At 75.2% G+C, this 18,455-nt stretch carries 16 protein-coding genes, 1 tRNA gene and 1 pseudogene; 9 read left to right on the top strand and 9 right to left on the bottom strand.

Annotation, left to right across the window (positions count from 1 at the left end; translation table 11 throughout):
- The first annotated feature begins 61 nt into the window (after positions 1-61).
- The 3 genes from cysS to ACZLKG_RS13940 are packed head-to-tail and all read left to right on the top strand — an operon-like array spanning position 62 to position 2,888.
- Complete coding sequence (gene cysS, locus ACZLKG_RS13950) at positions 62-1,507, top strand: cysteine--tRNA ligase (RefSeq protein WP_463649090.1); 1,446 nt, start codon at positions 62-64, stop codon at positions 1,505-1,507.
- Entirely contained in the window at positions 1,507-2,535 is a 1,029-nt protein-coding gene (rlmB, locus tag ACZLKG_RS13945; RefSeq protein ID WP_425708056.1) for a 23S rRNA (guanosine(2251)-2'-O)-methyltransferase RlmB, read from the top strand. Before cysS ends, rlmB begins: the two co-directional genes overlap by 1 nt.
- The gene (locus tag ACZLKG_RS13940; RefSeq protein WP_425708057.1) at positions 2,535-2,888 is read left to right on the top strand and encodes a hypothetical protein; all 354 of its coding nucleotides are present in this window, start codon (positions 2,535-2,537) and stop codon (positions 2,886-2,888) included. Before rlmB ends, ACZLKG_RS13940 begins: the two co-directional genes overlap by 1 nt.
- 115 nt (positions 2,889-3,003) lie before the next feature.
- Here ACZLKG_RS13940 and ACZLKG_RS13935 read toward each other — a convergent pair whose 3' ends face one another.
- The 4 genes from ACZLKG_RS13935 to ACZLKG_RS13920 form a co-directional block, all read right to left on the bottom strand.
- The gene (locus ACZLKG_RS13935; RefSeq protein WP_463649089.1) at positions 3,004-4,236 is read right to left on the bottom strand and encodes a DUF4032 domain-containing protein; all 1,233 of its coding nucleotides are present in this window, start codon (positions 4,234-4,236) and stop codon (positions 3,004-3,006) included.
- A 76-nt stretch (positions 4,237-4,312) separates the two neighbouring features.
- Complete coding sequence (locus tag ACZLKG_RS13930; RefSeq protein ID WP_463649088.1) at positions 4,313-5,437, bottom strand: ABC transporter ATP-binding protein; 1,125 nt, start codon at positions 5,435-5,437, stop codon at positions 4,313-4,315.
- Between the two features lie 153 nt (positions 5,438-5,590).
- A complete protein-coding gene (gene otsB / locus ACZLKG_RS13925; protein WP_425708060.1) occupies positions 5,591-6,451 on the bottom strand; it encodes a trehalose-phosphatase in 861 nt (286 codons plus the stop codon).
- Positions 6,448-8,085, bottom strand: a complete 1,638-nt coding sequence (locus ACZLKG_RS13920; protein WP_463649087.1) for an alpha,alpha-trehalose-phosphate synthase (UDP-forming) — start codon at positions 8,083-8,085, stop codon at positions 6,448-6,450. The genes otsB and ACZLKG_RS13920 overlap by 4 nt, the downstream gene beginning before the upstream one ends.
- A 121-nt stretch (positions 8,086-8,206) precedes the next feature.
- On the opposite strand from ACZLKG_RS13920, the gene ACZLKG_RS13915 reads away from it, so the two are divergent.
- From ACZLKG_RS13915 to ACZLKG_RS13905, 3 genes are all read left to right on the top strand, one after another.
- Positions 8,207-10,345, top strand: a complete 2,139-nt coding sequence (locus tag ACZLKG_RS13915; RefSeq protein ID WP_463649086.1) for a protein kinase domain-containing protein — start codon at positions 8,207-8,209, stop codon at positions 10,343-10,345.
- 247 nt (positions 10,346-10,592) lie between these two features.
- A complete protein-coding gene (locus ACZLKG_RS13910; RefSeq protein ID WP_425708063.1) occupies positions 10,593-11,471 on the top strand; it encodes a DsbA family protein in 879 nt (292 codons plus the stop codon).
- A gap of 45 nt (positions 11,472-11,516) precedes the next feature.
- Positions 11,517-11,589 (top strand) — tRNA-Thr (locus ACZLKG_RS13905).
- 10 nt (positions 11,590-11,599) lie between these two features.
- Here ACZLKG_RS13905 and ACZLKG_RS13900 read toward each other — a convergent pair.
- From ACZLKG_RS13900 to ACZLKG_RS13885, 4 genes and pseudogenes are all read right to left on the bottom strand, one after another.
- Positions 11,600-13,237, bottom strand: a pseudogene (locus tag ACZLKG_RS13900) (ABC-F family ATP-binding cassette domain-containing protein); the annotation flags it as partial.
- Between the two features lie 219 nt (positions 13,238-13,456).
- A complete protein-coding gene (locus ACZLKG_RS13895; protein WP_463649085.1) occupies positions 13,457-14,134 on the bottom strand; it encodes a uracil-DNA glycosylase in 678 nt (225 codons plus the stop codon).
- A gap of 10 nt (positions 14,135-14,144) precedes the next feature.
- The gene (locus ACZLKG_RS13890) at positions 14,145-14,702 is read right to left on the bottom strand and encodes an AbrB family transcriptional regulator (protein WP_463649084.1); all 558 of its coding nucleotides are present in this window, start codon (positions 14,700-14,702) and stop codon (positions 14,145-14,147) included.
- Complete coding sequence (locus ACZLKG_RS13885; RefSeq protein ID WP_463649083.1) at positions 14,699-15,235, bottom strand: AbrB family transcriptional regulator; 537 nt, start codon at positions 15,233-15,235, stop codon at positions 14,699-14,701. Before ACZLKG_RS13885 ends, ACZLKG_RS13890 begins: the two co-directional genes overlap by 4 nt.
- 201 nt (positions 15,236-15,436) lie before the next feature.
- Here ACZLKG_RS13885 and ACZLKG_RS13880 point away from each other — a divergent pair, with 201 nt between their 5' ends.
- The 3 genes from ACZLKG_RS13880 (at position 15,437) to ACZLKG_RS13870 (ending at position 16,745) form a co-directional block, all read left to right on the top strand.
- A complete protein-coding gene (locus ACZLKG_RS13880) occupies positions 15,437-15,742 on the top strand; it encodes a DUF3263 domain-containing protein (protein ID WP_463649082.1) in 306 nt (101 codons plus the stop codon).
- 66 nt (positions 15,743-15,808) lie between these two features.
- Positions 15,809-16,429 (top strand): LytR C-terminal domain-containing protein, encoded by a 621-nt coding sequence (locus tag ACZLKG_RS13875; RefSeq protein WP_463649081.1) that lies wholly within the window; start codon positions 15,809-15,811, stop codon positions 16,427-16,429.
- A 136-nt stretch (positions 16,430-16,565) separates the two neighbouring features.
- The gene (locus ACZLKG_RS13870) at positions 16,566-16,745 is read left to right on the top strand and encodes a DUF5302 domain-containing protein (protein WP_425708086.1); all 180 of its coding nucleotides are present in this window, start codon (positions 16,566-16,568) and stop codon (positions 16,743-16,745) included.
- An 81-nt stretch (positions 16,746-16,826) separates the two neighbouring features.
- Here the strand turns inward: ACZLKG_RS13870 and ACZLKG_RS13865 are convergent, their stop codons facing one another.
- Entirely contained in the window at positions 16,827-18,377 is a 1,551-nt protein-coding gene (locus ACZLKG_RS13865; protein WP_463649080.1) for a glycoside hydrolase family 15, read from the bottom strand.
- Between the last annotated feature and the right edge of the window lie 78 nt (positions 18,378-18,455).

The following is an 18,455-nucleotide window of genomic DNA, read 5'->3' as shown; positions in this document are numbered from 1 at the left end:
GCCCGCGGTGTCCCGGAGGTGACGTCGACCGGTTCGCGGGTGTCGTCGTTACGCTGTCCCGGTGACCCTCCACCTGCACGACAGCGCCTCCCGTCGGGAGATCCCCCTCGACCCGGTGACCCCGGGCAAGGTCGGCATCTACCTGTGCGGCGCCACCGTGCAGGGCGCGCCCCACGTCGGTCACCTGCGTTCCGGGATCGCGTTCGACGTGCTCGTGCGCTGGCTGCGCCGGTCCGGGCTCGACGTCACGCTCGTCCGCAACGTCACCGACATCGACGACAAGATCCTCACGAGGTCGGCCGAGGCCGGCGCCCCGTGGTGGGCGTGGGCCTACCGCTACGAGCGCGACTTCACCGCCGCGTACGCCGCCCTCGGGGTCCTGCCGCCGACCTACGAGCCGCGCGCCACCGGGCACGTCACCGAGATGGTCGCCCTCATGCGGCGTCTCGAGGAGCGCGGGCACGCCTACGCGGGCGACCCGGGCAACGTCTACTTCTCCGTGCGGTCCTTCGAGGACTACGGGGCGCTGACGAACCAGCGCGCCGGGAGCTCCGCCGTCGACGAGACGGACCTGGCCCCGGACAAGCGCGACCCGCTCGACTTCGCCCTGTGGAAGGCCCCCCGGCCCGGCGAGCCCGCCTCCGCCGCCTGGGACACCCCCTACGGGCGCGGGCGGCCCGGGTGGCACCTCGAGTGCTCGGCGATGGCGCACCGCTACCTCGGTGAGGACTTCGACATCCACGGCGGCGGGATCGACCTGCGCTTCCCGCACCACGAGAACGAGCAGGCCCAGTCCCGCGCCGCGGGCTACGGGTTCGCGCGCATCTGGATGCACAACGCCTGGGTCGTCGTCGCGGGCGAGAAGATGGGCAAGTCCCTCGGCAACGCGCTGACCGTCGACGCCGTGCTCGGACGGGCAGCCGCCCCGGTGGTGCGGCTCGCGCTGGCCTCGGTCCACTACCGCGGCGCGGTCGAGTTCTCCGACGTCTCGCTCGCCGAGGCCGCCACCCAGTGGGAGAGGATCACCTCCTTCGTCCTGCGGTCCGCCGACGCGACCGGCGAGGCCACGGACGACGAGCTCGCCGCGCCCGACGCGCTCCCGGCGGCGTTCACCGCCGCGATGGACGACGACCTCGGGGTCTCGGCGGCGATGGCGGTCGTGCACGCCGAGCTGCGGGCCGCCAACACGGCGCTCGCCGAAGGCCGGTCGGCCGACGCGCACACCGGCCAGGTGCGGGTGCGCGCGATGCTCGACGTCCTGGGGCTCGACCCGCTCGCCGAGCCCTGGCGGGCGGGGACGACCGGGGCCGGCGGCGCCGCGGGCGGGGGCGCCGCGCACGACGCGCTGGCGGCCCTCGTCGAGGGTGCGCTCGAGGACCGTGCGCAGGCGCGGGCGGACAAGGACTGGGCGCGGGCGGACGCCGTGCGCGACAGGCTCACCTCGGCCGGGATCTCGGTCGAGGACGGCGCGGGCGGCGCCCGCTGGCATCTGGCAGGAGGTGCCTGATGGCGGGGAACTCCCAGCGCCGCGGCGCCGTACGCAAGGCAGGCTCGAAGAAGGCACCCACGAAGGGCTCCGGCGGGCAGCGCCGCCGCGGGCTCGAGGGCCGGGGCCCGACCCCGAAGGCCGAGGACCGCGAGTACCACCCGGCGGCCAAGCGGGCGGAGGCGAGCCGGCGGCGCGCCTCGAACGACCCCAAGGCCCAGGCCGCCCTCGCGGCCGACCGCGCGGCCCGGCTCCGCACGCGCATCGGCATCCCCGCGGACGCCGAGCTCGTCGTCGGGCGCAACCCGGTGGCCGAGGCGGTGCGGGCCGGCGTCACCATGTCCCACGTCCTCATCTCCGGGGCCGCCGCCTCGGACGAGCGCCTCGCCGAGCTCGTGCGTACCGCGACCGCGCTCGGCGCCCCGCTGGTGGAGTCCAGCCGCGTCGAGCTCGACCTCCTCACCGACGGAGGCGTGCACCAGGGGGTGGCCATCGCCGTCGCCCCGTACGCCTACGCCGACCTGGCGGACCTGCTCGACCGGGCCGAGCGCCGCGGGCACGCCCCCCTCGTCGTGGCGCTCGACTCCGTCACCGACCCGCACAACCTCGGGGCCGTGCTGCGCTCCGCGGCGGCGTTCGGCGCCGACGGCGTGCTCCTGCCCGAACGACGCTCCGCCGGCGTGACGTCGACCGTCTGGAAGGTCTCGGCCGGAGCCGCGGCCCGCGTGCCGGTGGCCCGCGAGACCAACCTGACCCGGGCGCTCACCGAGGCGAAGAAGGCCGGCTGCTTCGTCGTCGGGCTCGACGGCGAGGGGACCACCTCGGTCCGGGACCTCGAGCTCGCCACCGAGCCGCTCGTGCTCGTCACCGGTTCCGAGGGCAAGGGACTCTCCAGGCTCGTGCGGGAGACGTGCGACGTCGTCGCCTCGATCCCCATCGCCGAGGACGTGGAGTCGCTCAACGCCGCGGTCGCCACCGGCGTCGCGCTCTACGAGATCTCCCGTCGTCGCGCCGAGGCCGGGCCGGCGCCGGCCGGGCAGGGGGCGTGATGTCACGCGTCGACGAGTACCTCGACCGCGCCGCGGAGGCGGTCCTCGCGGGGGACGGCCTCGTCGTCGACGAGCGGGACCCTCAGATCCCGCTGCCGGTGCGCGACCTGTGGGGCTTCTACCGCAGCGTCGCCGTCGACCGCCCGTGGATCGCCCGCACCGTCGTGGCCGCGGAGGTCGGCGCCGCGATCCTCCTCGCACGCCGGGGCTCCGCACTCGGCAGGATCGGCAGCGTCCTGCTGGTCGTGGACGCCGTCGGCGAGCTGGTCACGCAGGCCTACGCCCGCCGGCACACCGACGCCGCCGGGCGCCTCGTCCTCCCGCCGCGGCCCCGCGGCGACCGGACGGACTGAACCGGCGACGTCCCCGGGGCGCGGATCATCGTCGAGGGGGCGCGAAGGTGCACGGATACCGGCACCACAGGTGCATGGTCGCGCCCTCTCGACGTACCCCGCGCCGCCCGGTCGGCTACTCGTCGTCGGGCCCGACCGCGTCGATGACACGGCGTTCATCCATCCGGTGCCGCAGCTCGGTCTCGATATAGGACTGCACGGCCTCCGCGGTGGGCACGTCCCGCCCCTGGGCCTGGGACATGTACCAGCGGTGCTCGAGGATCTCGTGGAAGATCTCCGCGGGCTCGAGCTTGCGGCGCAGCTCGCGCGGGACGGCCCGCACCGTCGGTTCGAACACCTCGGCGAGCCAGTCGTGGGCGACGACGACGAGGTCCTGGCCCGCCCCGCCCCGGGTGGCCCGGAACTGCTCGAGGTCGTTGAGCATCCGCCGGCCCTGCCCCTCCTGGACGTCGAGGCCGGTCAGCCGCATGACCTGGCGGTGGAAGTGGCCCGCGTCGACGACCTTCGGCTGGATCGAGACGTTGGTGCCCGTGACGTCGGTCGTGATGTCGATCTCGTCGACGTCGTAGCCCAGCTCGTTGAGCCGGTTCATCCGGGCCTCGACCCGCCACAGCTCGCCGGCCGCGAAGCTCTCCCTCCGCGTGAGCTCGGCCCACAGCGACTCGTAGCGGGAGACGATCCGGTCCCCGACGGCGATGGTGTCGATGTCCTCCGGCGCGATCTCGCCGGCCTGCAGGTCCATGAGCTCGCCGATGATGTTCGTCCGCGCCAGGTCGAGGTCGTAGGAGCGCTTCGCGTCGGACAGCGGCGGGTGCAGCTCGCCCGTCTCGGCGTCGACGAGGTAGGCCGCGAACGCGCCGGCGTCCCGGCGGAAGAGCGTGTTCGACAGCGAGACGTCGCCCCAGAAGAACCCGAGCAGGTGCAGGCGGACGAGCAGGACCGCCAGCGCGTCGATGAGCCGGCCGACCGTCTCGGGTCGCATGTGCTGGCTGAACAGCGCGCGGTAGGGCAGGGCGTACTCGAGGTGCCGGGTGACGAGGGCGGAGCTCAGCGGTTCGCCGTCGGCGCCCGTCCGTCCGGTGACCACGGCCAGCGGCGCGACGGCCGGCGCCTCGAGACGACCCAGGGCGCGCAGCACCTCGTACTCGCGGTAGGCCACCGACTCGCCGATCTCCTTGACGGCCACCAGCCCACTGGACGTGCGCACGAACCGGACGACATGGCGGGACAGGCCGCGGGGGAGGGCCGCGAGGACGTCGTCGGGCCAGTCCTCCAGCGGGACGTCCCAGGGCAGGGCGAGCAGGCCGGCGTCGACGACGGCCGCGGTGATCTGCCGTTCCTGGGGCACTCGCGGACTCCTCGTCGTGCTGGTCGGGAACGGGCCGGCGGCGGAGCGGGAGGCCCGCGCCGCCGCCGGTCGGCGTTCAGCGGGGCAGGCGTCGGCCGGTCGAGGGCGAGAAGTCGTGCTGCTCGTCGGGCCGGATCGCGACATGGATGACGGACCCCTTGTCCGGCACGTCGCGCGGGTCGATCCGGATGACGACCTGGTCCGGGTCCTCGCCCGAGCCGACGTTCGCGGCGGCCTCGCGCCCCACGAGGGAGCCGTAGACGTAGGCGTCGGAGCCGAGCTCCTCGACCAGGTTGACCTCGACGGCCAGCGCACCGGGGGTCTCGGCGGAGACGCGCTCGGTGGACTCCGGGCGGAAGCCGATCGTCACCGTCGTGGCGCCCTCCTCGCGCAGGGCCGCGAGGCTCGCCGGGCTCAACGGGATGCGGGCCGCGCCGAGCGTGGCGTGCTCGCCGTCGAGCGTGAACTCACCGAGGTTCATCGCGGGCGAGCCGATGAAGCCGGCCACGAACACGTTCTCGGGCCGGTCGTACATCTCGCGCGGCGTGCCGACCTGCTGGAGGAGGCCGAAGTTGAGGACCGCGATCCGGTCGCCCATCGTCAGCGCCTCGGTCTGGTCGTGCGTGACGTACACGGTGGTGACCCCGAGCCTCCGCTGCAGGGACGCGATCTGCGTGCGGGTCTGGACGCGGAGCTTGGCGTCGAGGTTCGACAGCGGCTCGTCCATGAGGAACACGCGCGGCTGGCGGACGATCGCCCGGCCCATCGCCACGCGCTGCCGCTGCCCGCCCGAGAGGGCCTTCGGCTTGCGCTGGAGGTAGTCCGAGAGGTCGAGGATCTTCGCGGCCTCGGCCACGCGGGACTCGATCTCGGCCTTCGGCGTCCCGGCGATCTTCAGGGCGAAGCCCATGTTGTCGGCGACGCTCATGTGCGGGTAGAGCGCGTAGTTCTGGAACACCATCGCGATGTCCCGGTCCTTGGGCTGGACGTCGGTGACGTCGCGGTCACCGATGAGGATGCGGCCGGCGTTGACGTCCTCGAGGCCCGCGAGCATCCGCAGGGAGGTGGACTTGCCGCAGCCGGAGGGGCCGACGAGGACGAGGAACTCGCCGTCGGCGACCTCGAGGTCGAGCGCGTCGACGGCCGGCCGGTCCGAGCCGGGGTACACGCGCGTGGCCTTGTCGAAGGTCACTGAAGCCATGGTGGTTGATTCCCTTCACCGGCAGGTACGTGCCGGACGATCCGTCGTGAAGAGCGGTGGTGTGTCTACACCGACACGCACGGAAGCCACCCGGGACCGCCGCAGGAGCATCATGGCACGCCGCGTCCGCCCCCGTGGGGCCGGACCCCTCGCTCAGGCGCGCAGCTGCGCGAGCCGGTCGAGGACGACCGCGAACTCGTCGGGGTCACCCACGCGGAAGCGGGCGGCCGTCTCGCCGTCGCCGACCTTGACCGAGAGGTCGTGCTCCCGCAGCACGGCGAACGCGTCCTCGTCGGTGCGGTCGTCGCCGGCGTAGAGCACGGCGTCCGCCCCGGTCTCGGCGCGCAGGTCGAGCACGCCGTCGCCCTTGGTCACGGTGAGGACCGCCATCTCCAGGACGTCGTGCCCGGAGATCACGCGTACGCCGGGCAGGCCTGCCGGGCCGGTGAGGAGCTCGGTGGTCGCGGCGCGCGCGGCGTCCTCGCTCATGCCGCGCGTATGGAGGGTGATCGACGCCGGCTTGGCCTCCAGGTGGGTGCCCGGGTGCGCGGCGACGACCTCCTCGGTCCCCCGCAGCACCTCGGCCCGCAGCGCGGCGAGCTCGTCGTCGAGGTCGATCGGCTCGCTCGTCAGGCCGGTCTCGGAGCCCGCGTCGATGCGACCCCGCTCGGCACCGTGGGAGGCGACGACGAGGGTCCCGTCCGGGAGGTCGGCGAGCGAGGCGAGGGTGCCCGCGTCCCGGCCCGAGACGACCGCGACCGTCACGTCCGGCAGCGCGGCCAGGCGGTCGACGGCCCACACCGCGGCGTCGGTCATGCGGGAGGTCGTGGGGTCGTCCACCAGCGGGGCGAGGACGCCGTCGAAGTCGAGCGCGACGAGCAGGTGCCCCCGGCGGGCGAACGCTGCCACCGCCTCGTCGAGCTCGTGCTCCAGGCGCGCGGTGAACATCGGGGCGTCGATCCCCGGTCCGGGGACGCCGCGGTCCGCCGAGGGGTCGGGCTGGTGGTCGTTCATCGCTTCTCCTCGGTGGTGGTGCCGGTCCCGGTGCCGGTCCCCGGCTCGCCGGCGCCGTTGTCCGTCGTCGTGTCCTGGGTCGTCTCCTCCTCCGCCGCGGGGGCCCGGCCCCGCGGGGTGGCCTGGGCGAGGTAGCCGAGGAAGTCGTCGGCCCAGCGCTGAACGTCGTGGCTCATCACCCGTCGGCGCATCGACCGCATCCGGCGTCGGCCCTCCCGGGCGTTGACGTGCGTGGCCTGGACGATCGCCGCCTTGAGCCCGTCGATGTGGTGGGGGTTGACGAGGAACGCCTGCGGGAGCTCGTCGGCCGCCCCGGTGAACTCCGACAGCACGAGCGCACCGCCCAGGTCCTCCCGGGCGGCGATGTACTCCTTGGCCACGAGGTTCATGCCGTCGCGCAGGGAGGTCACCAGGGCGACGTCGGCGGCGAGGAAGAGCGCGGCCATCTCCTCGGGCGGGAACGACTGGTGGAGGTAGCTGATCGGGGCGGACCCGATGTCGCCGTGGTCGCCGTTGATCCGGGCGACCGCGACCTCGACGTCGTCGCGCAGCACCTTGTACTGCTCGACCCGCTCGCGCGAGGGCGAGGCGACCTGGACGAGCACGGTCTCGTCGGCGTCGAGCAGGCCGTCGCGGACGAGCTCCCCGTAGGCCTTGATCCGGTGGAGGATCCCCTTGGTGTAGTCGAGACGGTCGACGCCGAGGAGCATGGTCCGTGGGCTCCCGAGCTCCTTGCGGATCTCCTGCGCGCGCTTGCGCACCTCGGGCCGCGACGCGGTCGCCGCGAAACCCTGGGAGTCGATGGAGATGGGGAACGCGCGGGCGCGCACGGACCGCTCCTCGGGCAGGAGGCTGCTGGCCCGGACGCGCACCTGGTCGCGGCGGGTGGGGTGGTCGGTGAGACGGCGGACGGCCGCCAGGAAGTTGCCGGCGTCGGACTCGCGCTGGAAGCCGATGACGTCGGCGCCGAGGAGGCCGTCGACGACCTGCTGGCGCCACGGCAGCTGGGTGAAGATCTCCACCGGCGGGAACGGGATGTGGTTGAAGAAGCCGATCCGCACGTCGGGCCGGCGCGTGCGGATGAGCGCGGGCACGAGCTGCAGCTGGTAGTCGTGCACCCACACGGTGCCGCCCTCGGCGACCGTGGCGACCGCCGCGTCGGCGAACCGCTGGTTGACCCGCCGGTAGGCCTCCCACCACTCCCGGTGGAACTCGGGCTGGACGATGACGTCGTGGTACAGGGGCCACAGGGTCCCGTTGGACATGCCCTCGTAGTAGCGCTCGACCTCCTGGGCGCGCAGCGGGACCGGCACGAGGTGCATGCCGACGGCGTCGAACGGCTCCGGGGTGTCCGCCTCCTCGGCGGTGTCACCGGTCCAGCCGATCCAGGCGCCGTCGACCGACTGCATGATCGGGGCCAGCGCGGTGACGAGGCCGCCGGGGGAGCGGCGCCACTCGCGCTCGCCGTCCTCCCCCTCCACGGCGTCCACGGCGAGCCGGTTGGCGACGACGACGAGGTCGTAGCCCTCGCCGGACGGTCCGGCCGTGCCGTCGTGCACGTGGTCCGCGCCGTCGTGCTCCCGGTCCCGGTCCGCGCCGTCCGCGTCCTGCTCGCCGTGGGTCCTGCTCGTCATCGGTCCGTCCTCCTCCGGCGCCGACCGGGCGCCCGTTCCCACCGTAGGCCTCCCCGTGACCTGGTGCACCTGCGTCGGAGCGCCCCGGGCGCCGGGCGGGACACCCGGATAGCCTCGGGCCGTGGACAGTGCGACGGACCCCGGGCGCGCGGCCGGCGGGCGGGACGGTCACGAGGCGACCGCTGCCCGCGCCACCGCGCCGGCGGAGCCCGAGCGCGAGCTCGGCGGCTACCGGCTGCTGCGCAGGATCGGTTCCGGCGGCATGGGCGAGGTCCACGAGGCCGTCGACGGCGACGGGCACCGCGTGGCCCTCAAGCTGCTCCACCCGCACGTGGCCAGGGAGGCGGCCTCGCGGGCCCGGCTCGCCCGGGAGGTCCAGCTCCTCCACCGCGTCAAGGCGCCCGGCGTCGCCCGCGTCATCGACGCGGAGGTCGAGGACTCCGAGGCGTTCGTCGTCACCGAGCTCGTGGACGGGCCCACCCTCGAGGCCGACGTCGCGGAGCACGGCGCGTTCTCCGCCGAGGAGATCGTCATGCTCGCGCACGGGCTCGCGGACGCCCTGCGGGCCATCCATGCCGCCGACATCGTCCACCGCGACCTCAAGCCCGGCAACGTCATGCTCTCGCCGGACGGTCCGGTGCTCATCGACTTCGGGATCGCCCAGGTCGTCGACGACGAACGGCTCACCCAGACCGGTCTCGTCACCGGCACGCCGGGCTACCTCGACCCCGAGGTCCTGGCCGGCGCGGAGCCGTCGCCCGCGTGCGACTGGTGGGCATGGGCGGCCGTGCTCGTCCACGCCTCGACCGCCCGCCCGCCGTTCGGCCGGGGACCCACCGCCGCCGTCCTCGGACGGGTGGCGACCGGGCGGGTCGACCTCGAGGGTGTCGACCCCCTGCTGGCCCGCGCCCTCGCGGCCGCGCTGAGCCCCGACCCGGCGCACCGGCTCGACCCGTCCGCCGTGCTCGACGTCATCGACGGGGAGATCGGGCGCGACCGCCTCGAGGAGCGGATCGCCGAGCGGCAGGCCAGGCAGCCGTCGTCGGCGGTGCACGGCGTGCTCCCCGCCGACCACGCGCCCACCGGCGTGCTGCCCGGTGGCGCCCCGGGTGCGTCGCACGATCCGCGGGGTGCGCGCGGGGCGGGCGCGCACGGCGTGGCCGGCCACGGGGGCTCCGGTCACGTCCCTTCGGCCCACGGACCGTCGGAGCGCCGGTCGCTGGACCACGGCGCGCCCACCTACCCGCCGGGCGGCGCCGACGGGCGGACCCGCGTGGCCGACCCTGCGTGGGCCGAGGTCGCGGGGCACGGGGCCGCCGGCGGCCACGACACGCCCCGCGGCTACGACCCCCATGGCTACGACGCCCACGGCGGAGCGCCGGCCGGCGCACCCCCCGGCGGCCAGCCACCGCGCAGCTACCCGCCCGGGTCCGCCGAGCGGCAGGGCGCGGAGCCCTGGGCCGACGGCGGCGGGCAGCGCGGCGCGCAGCGGTACGGATCGGGTCCGACCGGGGGCCAGGGCCGTCCGATCGGCCCCCTCGGGCTCGACCGCCCGGACCCGGAGCCGGGCCCCTACGGGCGCAACCCCGGCGGCCTGGCCGCCTACGGCAACGCCGGCACCGAGCCGCCCGACGGAGCGGGTGCGCGATCCTTCCTCGGCGAGGACGGGCGACCGCCCGCCTGGGCCCGCCCGCCGGCGAGACGGACGGGCGTCGCGGCCGCGGCCGGGCTCGCCCTGGCCACGATCGCCCCGCACGCACCGGGCTGGTTCCTCGTCCTGCTCGTGATCTCCACCGTCCTGCTGGCGGCCTGGGGGCAGGCGGACCGCGCCCGGCGCAACGCGCGCCTCAGGCGGGGCGTCCGCGCGGGCGACACCGGTCGGATGCTCGCCGCGATGCCCTGGTACCTGGTCGTCGGCGCGCTCACCAGCGCCGTCGGCATGATCATCGGGCTCGTGCTGGCGGCGTCCGTCGTCCTGGGGGCCGAGCTGCTCAGCGGCGAGCCGGCGTCACCGCCGGTCCTGCTGCTCGCCGGGATCCTCGCGGTGTGCGGCGTGTGGCTCGCGCCCACCGGGAGCAACGCGCGCGAGGGGTTCCGGTCCGTCGTCGGCGCCCTGGCCCCGGGACGGCTCGGACGGATCGTGCTGCTCGCGGCGTTCCTGGCGCTCGCCGCCGTCGCGGGCGGGACCGTCGCCCTCGGTGCCGCGCCCGAGCCGACGTGGTGGCCGCTGCCGGACCTCGGCTCCCTCACGGCGGGCTGACCTGCAGCACGCGGGCGCCGTGGTCCACGGCGGACCGCGGCCCGCCCCGTCCGGCGCGGCGGACCGACGCCCGACGGCGCTGGGAGCCGACGGATCCCGTCCGTGAGACGCGCGAAAGAGCTGAGAGACCGGCCACGTTCGTCCGGTCGCGAGACAGACGCCGCCCCGCCGCGGTGCCGGCCCGTCGTAGTGTGGGCTCGCCTCCGGCCGGTCGCGGGAGGTGACGGTACGACGGAGGACTGGACCCATGGCCAAGAACGACCGACCCACCGCGAACGAGCGGCGCGAGGCCGCCCGCGAGCGAGCCCGCAAGGTCAAGGCGGAGCAGGCGCGCCGGGCCCGCCGCAACCGGATCCTCACGATCGTCGCCGTCGTCGCGGGAGCCGCGCTCGTCGTCGGCGTCATCGGCTACATCGTCTGGCAGGGGACGCGCTCCCCGCTGGACGAGTACGAGGGGCCGGTGCCGGAGAACGTCGAGGCCGACGGCGCGATCATGGTGGGTCAGGACGGCAGCGCCGGCAGCACGACCGACGGGGCGCCGGTCATCGACGTCTACGCCGACCACACGTGCAGCTACTGCGCGAACTTCGAGGAGGCCAACGGTGAGGGCCTGCAGATGCTGGTCTCCGAGGGCGAGGCCCAGGCCGCGCTGCGTCCCGTCGGCCTGCTCGACCGGTCGGGCGACTACTCCGGCTACTCGGGCCGCGGGGTCGAGGCCATGTACGTCGTCGCCGACGGCGCTCCCGAGCTGATCTTCGAGGCCAACGACGCGCTGTTCGACCTGTGGGTCGGCAACCTGGAGGTCATCCAGTCCACTGGGCAGGAGCCCAGCGACGAGGAGATCATCGCCGCCCTGGAGGGTGCCGGCGTGCCGTCCGAGGTCGCCTCGAGCATCACCGACGACGAGTACACGGAGTACGTCGAGGCCGTGACCGCGCAGGCCGTCGCCGACGGCGTGGAGGGCACGCCGACCATCCTCATCGACGGCGACGAGTTCACCGAGGGCCGGTACACCCCGGGCGGTCTCTACCTCGAGGTGACCGGCAACGAGCAGCCCGCCGCCGAGACGTCGAGCGACGCCCCGGCCGAGGCGCCGAGTGACGAGAGCCAGTCCGTCGCCCCCTGACACCTCGCGTACCCTCGGCGCAGGCCCGGCTCCGGCCGGGCCCGCGCCGACTTAGCTCAGCTGGTAGAGCACCCGCCTTGTAAGCGGACGGTCGCGGGTTCGAGTCCCGCAGTCGGCTCCGCGCCCAGGGGCGTCACGGGCGAGAGCTCGAGCCGGGGCCAGTGCGCGACGTCGCGGAGCATCTGCCGGTCGTGGCTGGCGATCACCACGGCAGCCTGGGTCGCCTCGAGCGCCTCGGTCAGCTCCTCCACGAGCGCGATCGACAGGTGGTTCGTCGGCTCGTCGAGCAGGAGGACGTGCGGCCTCGAGGCCAGGGCGAGGGCCAGGTCGAGCCGGCGCTGCTTGCCCATCGACAGCTCCCGCACCGGCCGGCGCTGCTCGTCCGGCCGCAGCAGGCCCAGACCGGACAGTCCGACGACCCGGCCCTGGGGCAGCACGCCCTCGGACACGAGCCGGCCCACGTGCCGCTCGTACACCTGGTGGGCGGTGAGCCGGCCCGGGGACGGCGACTCCTGGCCGAGCAGCTCGACCCGGGCCGTCCGGGCGACGCGAGCGGTCCCGGACGTCGGCTCGAGCCGCCCGGCGAGGAGCGCGAGCAGGGTCGACTTGCCCGCCCCGTTGGGACCGGTGACGAGCAGCCGTTCGCCGGCGGGGACGTCCACCGTGGTCGGCCGGTCCAGCCGACCGGCCACGGTGACCTCCTCGGCCGCCAGCATCGTCACGCCCGTGCGGGTCCGCAGCTCCGGCATCTGCAGGCGCAGCGGTGGGTGGGGCGTCGCAACCGACTGGGCCTCGAGCGCCTCCCGGCGCCGGTGGACGGACTTCACGAGTCCCGGCGCGCGGGACTGGCGCTGGTGCTTGCCGGTGCCCTTGTCCGGCCGCCAGCCGGTGACCAGCCGGTCCTGCGCGGAGGCGAGGTCATGCGTGAGGCGGGCGCGCTCGACCTGCTCGGCCTCGTGCTCGGCCACCCAGCGTTCGTACTGGGCCCGTCGGCCGGTCTGGTAGCCGGCGAACCCGTCGCCGTAGACCGTCGGGCGGCCGTCGGGGCTCGGGTCGAGATCGATGATCGAGGTCGCCACGTCCGTGAGCAGCGCCCGGTCGTGACTGACGAGCACGACTCCGCCGCCGTGCTCGCGCAGCGACGTGGTGAGGAAGTCCAGGCCCGTGGCGTCGAGGTGGTTCGTGGGTTCGTCGAGCAGCAGGAAGTCGTGGTCCGCGCCGAGGAGCGCCGCGAGCCGCACCCGGTAGCGCTGTCCCACGGAGAGCGTGGCGAGCAGGCGGGTCCGGTCGGTGACGGCGTCGAGCCGCTCGAGGGCGACGTCGACGCGGCGGTCGGCGTCCCAGGCGTCCAGCAGGGTGGCTGCCTCGAGGGCCGCCGCGTAGCGGGCGTCCGCGCCGTCGGTGCCGTCCGCGAGCCCCCTCGCAGCCTCGTCGAGCCGGGCGAGCGCCCGGCGCGAGTCGGCCAGCTCGGCGTCGACGAGGTCGCCGACGGTGCGGCCGTCGCCGGCGGGCATCTCCTGCTCCGCGACCCCGATCGTCCCGGTGCGGTTCACTGTCCCGGAGTCGGGCGTGAGGTCGCCGATGAGGACGTGGAGCAGGGTCGACTTGCCGCGGCCGTTCTCGCCGACGACGCCCCACCGCGAACGCGGGGAGACGGTGAGGTCGACGCCGGTGAGCACCGGGATGCCACCCCTGGCGAGGTGGACGTCGGTGGCGGAGAGCTGGGCGAGGGTGCGCGCGGGCACGGTGGGTGGGGTGATCGTCATGCGTTCCTCCTGACGGGCGCGCGCGGCGCGGCATCCGTCGGTCCGCGAGCGCCGCTCGTGCGGCGGCCCGCCGGTGTGCAGGGTCCGGTCGACCGACCCGCGGGCCGTCAGGCGGGCGGGTCGGGAGCGGGGGTCCTCAGAGGAACAGCAGCTGCTGGATCACCCGGCCAGCGTAGGCGCGTCCGACCGGGTTGTCCCGAGCATTTCCCGTGGGACCCGCTACGGCAGGCGCCAGTCGATCGGCTCCGCGCCGGCGGCGAGGAGCAGCTCGTTCGTCCGCGAGTAGGGCCGGGACCCGAAGAAGCCCCGGTAGGCGGACAGCGGCGAGGGGTGGGGCGACGCGACGACCGGGGTGTCGCCGAGCATCGGGCGCAGCGTGCCGGCGTCCTTGCCCCACAGGATCGCCACCAGGGGTGCGTCGCGCTCGACGAGGACCTTGATCGCGTGCTCGGTGACGGCCTCCCAGCCCCATCGGCGGTGCGAGGCGGCGGCGCCGGGCCGCACGGTGAGCACGCGGTTGAGGAGCATGACGCCGCGCTCGGCCCACGGCGTGAGGTCACCGTTCGAGGGCGGGGCAGCGCCGACGTCGTCGGCCAGCTCGGTGAACATGTTCCGCAGCGACGGCGGCAGCGGGCGGACGTCGGGCGCGACCGAGAAGCTGAGCCCGATCGGGTGGCCGGGCGTGGGGTAGGGGTCCTGCCCGACGACGAGCACGCGCACGTCGGCCAGCGGGTAGGTGAACGCGCGCAGCACGTTCTCGGCCGCCGGGAGGTAGGTGCGCCCCTGGTCGAGCTCGCCGCGCAGGCGCTCGCCGATCTCGGCGATCTGTGGGGCGACCGGCTCCATCGCGGCCGCCCAGCCGGCGTCCATGATCTCGTTCAGGGGGCGTGCGGGCATGCCGGCCAGGTTAGTCGGGGACCGGGCCAGGGTCCGGGGCGGCCGTGGGAGGGTGCGCGCCGCCCGCGCCACCGAGGTGCCGGGCGAAGCGCACGAGCAGCGGCAGGGTCCACATGACGACGAGCAGGCGGACGAGGTGCATCCCGGCGACCACCGCGCTGTCGACCTCGAGCGAGATCGCCGCAGCGACCATCTCTCCGACGCCGCCGGGCACCATGCCGAGGACCGCCTCGGCCGGCGGGAGGAGGCCGAACCCGTACAGGGCGAATCCGAGGCCCACCCCGACGCCGACGACGAGCACCACGGCGATGACGCCGGGTGTGAGGAAGCGCGCGAACTCCCGGAAGATGTCGGGTCCGATCGTGGCGCCGATCGCGGCGCCGACGAGGATCTGCGCTGTGGGCGAGAGGAACGGAGGCATCGTCGTCGTGCCGCCGATGGTGAGGTGGACGGCCGCGGCGCCGACGACGCCGCCGGAGATCGGCCACATGGGTACGCGCAGGAGCCGGAAGACGGCGGCGACCGCGACGGCGCCGGCGACGATGGCGAGGACCTCGAGCCAGTTCATCGGGTCGATAGATAGGCGATGAGGAGTGGGAGGGCGACGAGCACGATGACCATGACCCGTACCGTGTGGATGGCGACCACCAGCGACGTGCGTGCGCCCCAGTCCATCGACACCCCGACGATCTCGCTGAGCCCGCCCGGCGCCGTGGCGAGGACCGCGGTCATCGCGTCGACCCTGTACCGGCGCACGAGGACCAGCGCGAGCGCCACGTTGATGAGCAGGAGAATCGCGACCGAGCCGAGCACCGGAAGTGCGACGCGGCCGAGGATGCCGAGGGCGTGCGGCTCGAGCCGGACACCCGTCAGCGCACCGAGGAGGACGAACCCGACCACGCGCACTGCGCGCGGCATGCTCACGGCGGCGGTGCCCGGGACCGCCCGGTTGGCGAGCGCGGCTCCGATCACCGAGCCGAGCAGGATGCCGGCGGGCACGGTCAACATGTGCAGGACGAGCGCGCCGACCGAGGCCCCGGCCAGGACCCGCGCGATCCCGAGGCCGGCCGCGAGCCGTCCGCGGCCGTCCCCTGGTGTCACAGGCCAGCCGTGCCCGGGAGGCGCGGCGAGGAACATGCGCGCTCCCACCGTCGGTGCACGCTCCGCGACGGCGGGGCGCACCCCCCGGCCCCGGCGCGCGGGCGAATGACACCGGTGTCGTTCTGCCCCTACCATGGCGGCCGGGAAGTATCCCCGGCCGACGACCGGCCGGGGCGACGAGGGACGGACGAGGAGCGTGACATGTCGGCAGCGACGCCCGAGGCGGGCGCGGCGCGGACCGGGGCGACCGGTGCGGCGGACGGCCTCACCGACGTCGAGGCGGGCGTGCTGGACGTCGAGCGGCGCTGGTGGCGCTACTCCGGCGTCAAGGAGACGGCCATCCGGGAACGCCTCGGCATGAGCGGCACCCGGTACTACCAGATCCTCAACCAGCTCCTGGACTCCGAGGCAGCGCTCGCCCAGGACCCCATGCTCGTCAAGCGGTTGCGCCGCCTGCGGTCCGAGCGGCACCGCGAGCGCAGCATCCGCCGCCTCCAGCTCCCCTGAGGCCGGGCCCGTGTCCCCTGAGCGAGGGTCCGAGCACGGGCCGCGACGCCGGGTAGCGTGACCCGCGTGAGCGCTCCCGACCAGTACCCCGAGGACGAGTTCGACGAGGCCGCGCGCAGCCGCGCGGCCCACGGCTCGCACCGCGAGCGCGCACGTCGCGCCTCGCTGCTCCCGCTCATCGCGGTCCTGGCCGCCCTCGTGGTGGTCGTCTGGGTGGCGGCGCTGCTGGTCGGCGGCGGCGGGGACGACGACGAGACCGCCACCGAGGGCCCCACGCCCACCGACGGTCCGGTGGAGTCGCCCACCGGTGAGGAGACGCCGTCCGGGGAGGCCGGGGAAGAGAGCCCGACCGACGGCTCGGCCGACGAGGAGTCGCCGAGCGAGGACGTCCCCGCCGGCGACGTCGACCTGGCGACCGACGTCGAGGTGCTCAACGGCGCACGGGTCGCCGGCATCGCGGGCCGCACGGCGGAGACGCTGGGCGCGGCCGGGTTCACGACCGTGACCACGGGCAACATCGGCGAGGGACCGCCAGAGGTGTCGACCGTGTACTACGCGGACCCCTCGCTGGCGGCGACGGCGCAGGAGGTCGCCGACGCGCTGGGCATCGACGCCGTCGAGGAGGACGCGGAGCAGGCCGCGACGTCGTCGGTCGTCGTGGTGCTGCGCCCGGACTTCCAGGAGTAGCGCCCGCCTCCCCGGCGATCCGGACCGGCCGGACGTCAGCGCACGCCGCGAATTGGCTGGCGGCGGGCGGGCGCCTGCCCCAGGATGGGGCGATCCGGTGCCGAGAGCCGGACCGGCGAGGTACGAAGGAGGCGCCATGTCGGACCAGGACTCCCAGCCGACCACCGAGGACGTCAAGGCGAAGATGCGCGAGGCCCTCGAGCGGAAGAAGGCCAGGGGCGGTGCCTCGCACGGCGACGGCGGGCACGGCGAGGGCAAGGCGCACGACGTCGCCGCGCCCGACCTCAAGCGGACCTTCCGCCGCAAGTCGGGCTGACAGCCGGGCCGGACCCCGGCCCGCACCCACGCGCACCGCGTGCCCGCCCACGCCGGTGCATGATCGGACGGTCGGGGGTCGTCAGTCGGACGACGGCGACCCCCGGCCGGACGGGATCTGAGCGGGCAGCTGTCCGGACTCCTCGAGGGCGAGGACCGTGAGCACGACGTTGGCCGCGGACCACGCGAGCGGTGCGACCGCCGCCGGCGAGCCGTCCGCGAGCACCTTCTCGGGGATGGCCCCGGACTCCGTGCGGTGGGACTCGATCCAGGCGAGGCGGCGCACGGCATCGTCGGGCCGGCCGTTCTCCGCGGCCACCCATGCGTACAGAGAGGTCTGCGGCGTCCAGGAGATGCCGTCCCGCCGCCAGCTGCTCCCGGGCGCCAGCCCACCCGCGGGCCGGGACATCTCCCCGGCCGACACGAGCCAGGCCGTCTCGGCGCCCGTCGGGCCGGCGTCGGTGAACGGCGGCAGGAGGAAGGCCGTCGAGGCGTCGCGGCCCGACACGCCGCGGACGGCCGCCGTGGGGTCCCAGGACGCGTACCGCGTCCAGCCGTGCACCCCGAAGGTGGCCTCGAGGGCCGCGCCGACCTCCGCCGAGCGCTCCCGGGCCAGGTCGGCGAGCTCGTCCTCGCCGAGCGCCTCGAGCAGGGCGGGCGCGGCGGCGAGGCCCGCCCACTGGGGCGCGACCGCGCCGAGCGGCAACCGGTCCTCGGGGATCTCCCAGTAGTCCGACGTGGGCGCCGGCAGGCGGCTCGGCGTGTCCGTGGCCTCGAGCACGGCGTCCACCGATCGCACGACGACGGGGGCGAGGTCGGCGAGCACGGCGTCGCAGTCCTCGGCGGGCCCGCGCGGCGGCGCGCCGGTGTCCGCGGCCGGTGCAGGGTCGACGGCCGGGTCGCCCGCCTGCGCGCGGCAGGCGGCGACCGTCTCGCCCGCACCCCACAGGATCCAGCCCGGGCCGTCGCCCTGGGGTGGCCGGTCGTCCGGCGTCCCGGACAGGTCGGGCAGGTGCCGGGGGGCGAGCAGGCCGTCCTCCGAACGGGCCTCGCCGACGGCGACGAGGGCGTCCGCCGCGTCGCGGACGTGGCCGGTGCGGGCGAGCGCGACCGCGACGAACGCGGTGTCGCGCGGCCAGACGTACTGCCACCGCGGGTGCCACGCGGCGAGCACCGCGCGCGGGTCCGTGTCCGCGACGGGTCCCGACGTGCCCCGACCCCCCTGGAGGGCGTGCAGGTCGAGCAGGGCACCCGCGGTCATCTCCTCCCACTGCGTGCCGGCGCCCGGCACGACGCCGCTCGCGAGCCAGGTCCGCTCACGGCTCGCCTGCAGGCGGGCGGCGGGCAGGTCCGTGGCGCGCGTCGGCACGACGACCCGCGACCCGGCGAGGTAGTCGGCGTCCCGACCGGCGGGCAGCGAGCGGACGAGCCCGTCGGCCCCGGTCCCGAGCCCGTCCTGGTAGAGCGCGATGTGGGTCGAGGTCCCACCCCGCTGTCCCTGGACGACGTTGGCGCCGGTGACCAGGGCCAGCGAGGCGAAGGTGACAAGGAGCGCGACCGTGAGGCGCAACCTGCTCGGACGGCCGATGCCGGCGCGCCGCCGGCTCGACGCGGACGGGCGTTCGGCGGACACCGGGGCACCCTACGTGCGGGCGGCCCGTGGCCGCTGCCGGCCCGCCCCGGTCTCCTTGCACTCGACCACCGAGAGTGC

Source organism: Georgenia sp. Z2081 (genome assembly GCF_055326445.1).
Note: the sequence above shows the minus strand (reverse complement) of the source record. Positions and strands in the feature narration are given on the sequence as shown.

Bases quoted from the DNA above. Each gene is read 5' to 3' on its own strand.
- ACZLKG_RS13880 (WP_463649082.1), top strand. From the start codon at position 15,437: ATGTCGGCAGCGACGCCCGAGGCGGGCGCGGCGCGGACCGGGGCGACC.
- otsB (WP_425708060.1), bottom strand. From the start codon at position 6,451: ATGAACGACCACCAGCCCGACCCCTCGGCGGACCGCGGCGTCCCCGGA.
- ACZLKG_RS13940 (WP_425708057.1), top strand. From the start codon at position 2,535: ATGTCACGCGTCGACGAGTACCTCGACCGCGCCGCGGAGGCGGTCCTC.
- ACZLKG_RS13895 (WP_463649085.1), bottom strand. From the start codon at position 14,134: ATGCCCGCACGCCCCCTGAACGAGATCATGGACGCCGGCTGGGCGGCC.
- ACZLKG_RS13930 (WP_463649088.1), bottom strand. From the start codon at position 5,437: ATGGCTTCAGTGACCTTCGACAAGGCCACGCGCGTGTACCCCGGCTCG.
- ACZLKG_RS13870 (WP_425708086.1), top strand. From the start codon at position 16,566: ATGTCGGACCAGGACTCCCAGCCGACCACCGAGGACGTCAAGGCGAAG.
- ACZLKG_RS13920 (WP_463649087.1), bottom strand. From the start codon at position 8,085: ATGACGAGCAGGACCCACGGCGAGCAGGACGCGGACGGCGCGGACCGG.
- rlmB (WP_425708056.1), top strand. From the start codon at position 1,507: ATGGCGGGGAACTCCCAGCGCCGCGGCGCCGTACGCAAGGCAGGCTCG.
- ACZLKG_RS13890 (WP_463649084.1), bottom strand. From the start codon at position 14,702: ATGAACTGGCTCGAGGTCCTCGCCATCGTCGCCGGCGCCGTCGCGGTC.
- ACZLKG_RS13910 (WP_425708063.1), top strand. From the start codon at position 10,593: ATGGCCAAGAACGACCGACCCACCGCGAACGAGCGGCGCGAGGCCGCC.